3 protein-coding genes and 1 other annotated feature are annotated in these 4,860 nt (G+C 40.4%); all 3 genes read right to left on the bottom strand.

From position 1 onward, the window contains the following. Window positions 1-226: 226 nt before the first annotated feature. Entirely contained in the window at window positions 227-1,516 is a 1,290-nt protein-coding gene (locus tag FC36_RS07135) for an amino acid permease (RefSeq protein ID WP_051528021.1), read from the bottom strand. Window positions 1,517-1,730: 214 nt separating this feature from the next. Continuing rightward, window positions 1,731-4,145 carry a leucine--tRNA ligase gene (leuS, locus tag FC36_RS07130; protein ID WP_056986805.1) on the bottom strand — a complete coding sequence of 805 codons (2,415 nt, stop codon included), beginning with the start codon at window positions 4,143-4,145 and terminating at the stop codon, window positions 1,731-1,733. Window positions 4,146-4,222: 77 nt separating this feature from the next. Next, window positions 4,223-4,423: a binding site (T-box leader), on the bottom strand. Between the two features lie 42 nt (window positions 4,424-4,465). Continuing rightward, window positions 4,466-4,860 (bottom strand): LysM peptidoglycan-binding domain-containing protein (locus FC36_RS07125; RefSeq protein ID WP_156409546.1); only part of this gene is annotated, 395 nt, incomplete at its 5' end.

Genomic DNA, 4,860 nt, shown 5'->3' with positions numbered 1-4,860 from the left:
AGACCGCATAGTCTATTTTATATATTTAAACTGTATACTTGACAGGACATAGTGCCACGTTCATGCCACCAAACAAATATAAAGGCCAAAAAACTCAACAAGGTTAAAATTAACAAAATTCCTGGAATATTCATTTTTCACTCCATGTTTAACTTAGAATGTTCATCTTAATTTTAGCATATAGCTAACTAAAAAGGATTGGTTAAACCAATCCTTTCATATCTTACTATTTAGCTTTTCGTAAACGGAAGAAAACGGCTAACATTGCAAACCATACCACCGAGAAAAGTAAGGAAATTAAAGTACTCTTGCTAAAAGCTAAAAGTACAATTACCGCAACAAAAAAGATTATTGTTAACCAGTTAGCCCAAGGAAATAGTGGCATCGCAAAGTAACTAACCTTACCAAGATTTTCCCGGCGGTATTTGTAGTGGCAATATACCAAAACAATCCACACGAAAACAAAACTAACAGTCGCTACCCCGGAAATAATTTCAAAAACCGTGGCCGGTAAAATATAATTTAAAATTACAATAATAAAAAGCACCGCTGATGAAAATAACAAGGAATTAACTGGTACACTACGGTTATTTGTCTTACCTAAAGCTTTCGGAGCTTGTTGACTCTTAGCCATTACGAATAAAGTCCGGCTAGTTGAGAAAATCGCACTATTGCAAGCAGATAACGCAGCCGTTAATACCACGATATTAATCACCGCTGCTGCAAAGTTAATTCCAATCCCTTCAAAAACTTGCACAAAAGGACTTGAATCCGTGACAATATCATTCCATGGATAGATACACATTAAAACAAAAATTGCCCCAATGTAAAAGAGTCCAATCCGAATCGGTAAACTATTGATGGCTTTGGGTAAATCGACCTTTGGATTGGCGGTTTCCCCTGCTGTTAACCCGACCATTTCAATTCCTGTGAAGGCAAAAATTACCATAGGAAAGGCTGCCAATAAACCATTGAAACCATGTGGGAAGAAACCACCATGATTAAATAAGTTCATCACCGTTACATGGTGGCCTCCGACGTGGGCATTAGTGAATAGCAAGAATAACCCCGTAACGATTAAAGCTAAGATTGCAAAAACCTTGATGCTAGAAAACCACGTTTCTAATTCACCAAACAAACCAACACTTAATAAGTTAAAAATCAACAAGACAACAATAATAATTAAAGCTGTTAACCATTGTGGAATCTGCGGAAACCAGTAGCGAACATAAATTCCACTTGCTGTCAAATCAGCCATAGCTAAGCTCACCCAACATAACCAATAAGTCCAACCAATGATAAATTCGGTCTTTTCCCCCATGTAATGACGGACAAACTCAATAAATGACGTTTTAGATAAGTCAGATAAAATCAATTCCCCGATGGCTCGCATCATAAAAAACATAAAAATTCCGGCAACCAGGTAAGCCAAAATCAAGGCCGGACCAGCCTTTTGGATGGCAGAACCAGACCCTAAAAATAATCCAGTCCCAATAGCACCACCAATGGCAATCATTTGTACGTGGCGATGCGTTAAGGCACGCGCCAACTTATTTTTATCTTCCAAAATTCTCTCCTCTGTAAAATTTATCTTTGCTGAAAATCTCTCTTCCAGTATTTACATTTTATCTAACTTATTTGGAACATTCAATTATTTTTGTAAAAAAACATTTTTTATATCAAAAAACACGTTTTCAAACGGTAAAAACCGAACGAAAACGTGTTTTTAACTAATTAGCTACAATATTTACTAACTTACCTGGAACAACAATAACCTTGCGGATTGTCTTATCAGCAGTCACATTTTGGACTTTTTCATCAGCTAGAGCTAATTTTTCTAAATCATCCTTACTAATATCGGCTGCAACGGAAAGTTTTTGGCGTAACTTACCATTTACTTGAACCACTACCTCAACTGTATCTTCGACCAACTTACTTTCATCATAATCAGGCCAAGCCATGTAAGTAATCGTGTCCTTGTGTCCCAAAATTTGCCATAATTCTTCAGCCATGTGAGGCGCAATTGGGGCAATTAATTTCACGAAGCCTTCCATGTATTCCAACGGTAAGGAATCTGTTTTATAACATTCGTTAACAAAGACCATCATTTGTGAAATAGCTGTGTTAAAGTGTAAAGCTTCTAAGTCTTCGGTAACCTTCTTCACAGTTTGGTGGTAAAGTTTGTCCAATTTACCATCGTTAAGTGTGGTAATCCTGTCACGTAACTTACCGCTTTCATCCACCACTAAGTTCCAGACGCGGTTCACAAACTTGTGGGCCCCGCCAAGACCATCTTCACTCCAAGGAATAGAAGCGTCGATTGGTCCCATGAACATTTCGTAAACGCGAAGAGTATCGGCCCCATATTGTTCCACAATATCATCAGGGTTAACCACGTTCCCCTTAGATTTAGACATCTTTTCGTGATTTTCGCCTAAAATCATCCCTTGGTTAACTAACTTTTGGAATGGTTCCTTAGTTGGGACCACACCTAAATCGTACAAGAACTTGTGCCAGAAACGTGCATACAAGAGGTGTAAGACGGCGTGTTCAGCCCCCCCAATGTAAAGGTCAACTGGCAACCATTCCTTCAATAATTCAGGGTCGGCAATCGTGTCGTTATTGTGTGGGTCAATATAACGCAAGAAATACCAAGATGAACCTGCCCATTGTGGCATGGTATTAGTTTCTCGCTTACCTTTACGACCATTTTCATCTACAACATTGACCCAATCTTCAAGGTTAGCTAATGGACTTTCACCAGTCCCAGATGGTTTGATGTCATTAGTAGCAGGTAAACGTAATGGCAATTCTTCTTCAGGTACTAAGGTTGTTTCGCCATCTTCCCAGTGGATGACAGGAATTGGTTCACCCCAGTAACGTTGCCGTGAGAATGTCCAGTCTCGTAAACGATAGTTAACTTTCTTTTGGCCCACTTCTTTTTCTTCCAACCAAGCAACCATCTTGTCGATAGCTTCTTGTTTGTTAGTTAAACCGTTTAAAAAGTCAGAATTGATGTAGTTACCTTCACCCACGTAGGCTTCAGCTGCGATGTCGCCACCTTCAATAACTGGTTTAATGTCCAAGTCAAAAGTCTTGGCAAATTCGTAGTCACGTTGGTCATGCGCAGGCACTGCCATGATGGCCCCTGTTCCGTAAGAAGCTAAAACGTAGTCCGCAATCCAGATTGGTAATTTTTCCCCGTTAACAGGGTTAACGGCGTAAGCTCCGGTGAAAGTTCCAGTTTTAACCTTGGCTAAGTCCGTTCTTTCGAGATCTGATTTGTGGGAAGCTGCTTCAATATAAGCATCCACGGCCGCTTTTTGTTCCGGCGTGGTAATTTGAGCCACTAAATCGTGTTCAGGTGCTAAGACCACAAAGGAAGCCCCAAATAACGTATCTGGGCGTGTCGTGAAGACTTCAATCTTTCGGTCATGCCCATCAATACCAAAATTGACACTAGCCCCGATGGAACGGCCAATCCAGTTACGTTGTTGTTCCTTGATGGCTTCCGGCCAGTCCAAATCATCTAAGTCATCGATTAAACGATCAGCGTAAGCCGTAATCTTTAAGACCCATTGGCGCATAGGCTTACGAATAACTGGAAATCCCCCACGTTCCGTCTTGCCATCGATAACTTCTTCGTTAGCCACGACCGTTCCCAAATCAGGACTCCAGTTCACTGGAATTTCAGCTTCATAAGCTAAACCACGCTTATACAATTGTTCGAAAATCCATTGCGTCCACTTGTAGTACTTAGGGTTAGTGGTGGCAATTTCGCGGTCCCAGTCGTAAGACAAACCAAGCGACTTGATTTGACGTCGGAAGTTGTTGATGTTTTTCTTGGTAAATTCTCGTGGTGAGTTACCAGTGTTTAAAGCATATTGTTCCGCAGGCAAACCAAAAGCATCCCAACCCATAGGATGTAAAACATTGTAGCCTTGCATGCGCTTCATACGGGAAATAATATCGGTTGCGGTGTAACCTTCAGGGTGCCCCACGTGTAAACCTTGACCAGATGGGTAAGGGAACATATCTAAAGCGTAGTATTTAGGCTTATTTTTGTCTTCAACGGTCTTGAAAGTTTTATTTTCTTCCCAGAAACGTTGCCATTTTTTTTCGACTTGTTTGTGATCGTATGCCATCGTTTAAATCCTCCAATTTTATTCCTGGCAAGCTCAGATAAGCAAAAAACGTCCTATGTAGCCCCCACTTTGGGCCTACATAGGACGAATTTTTCGCGGTACCACCTATTTTCCGGCACAAAGCCGACACTTTGCTTCGTAACGGGAAGTACCGTTTTTACCTACTAATTTCAGTAAAAAACTCCAAGGCGAGTTCACAAGTCACTGCTGTTCATTTCCACCGCCCATGAACTCTCTAAAAGCATCACCTTGCTACTAATCCTTATCTGCGCTTACTAGTATTAAGCTTATTTTAGCAGAGCTAACCAGCAATTGCAATACTATCTCAATCTTAAAGTTTGTCCCACATAAATCAAGTCTGAAGATAAGTTATTTAAGCTCTTCAATTGACCTACAGTTATGCCATGATTGGCCGCAATCCGCCACAATGAATCATTAGCCTTTACAGTGTAACCACTGGTCTTACTGCTGGCGACACTGCTTGTGTTCTTAGAACCTACACTTGAAACCTTCAAAGTTTGGTTCACATAGATAGTGTTAGAAGATAAATTATTCATAGATTTCAAAGCAGCAATAGTTGTATTGTGTGCTCGGGCAATTTCATAAAGATTATCACCGGCTTTTACTGTGTACGTCCCTGATGTGGAACTTGTAGTACTACTGTTGGTATTAGCACTTGTAGTTGCGCTCGCTTTTACCTTCAAAACTTGGTTTG

Source organism: Ligilactobacillus equi DSM 15833 = JCM 10991 (assembly GCF_001435735.1).
In the GTDB taxonomy this organism is placed as follows: domain Bacteria; phylum Bacillota; class Bacilli; order Lactobacillales; family Lactobacillaceae; genus Ligilactobacillus; species Ligilactobacillus equi.
This window is presented reverse-complemented; position numbering and strand designations above follow the sequence as displayed.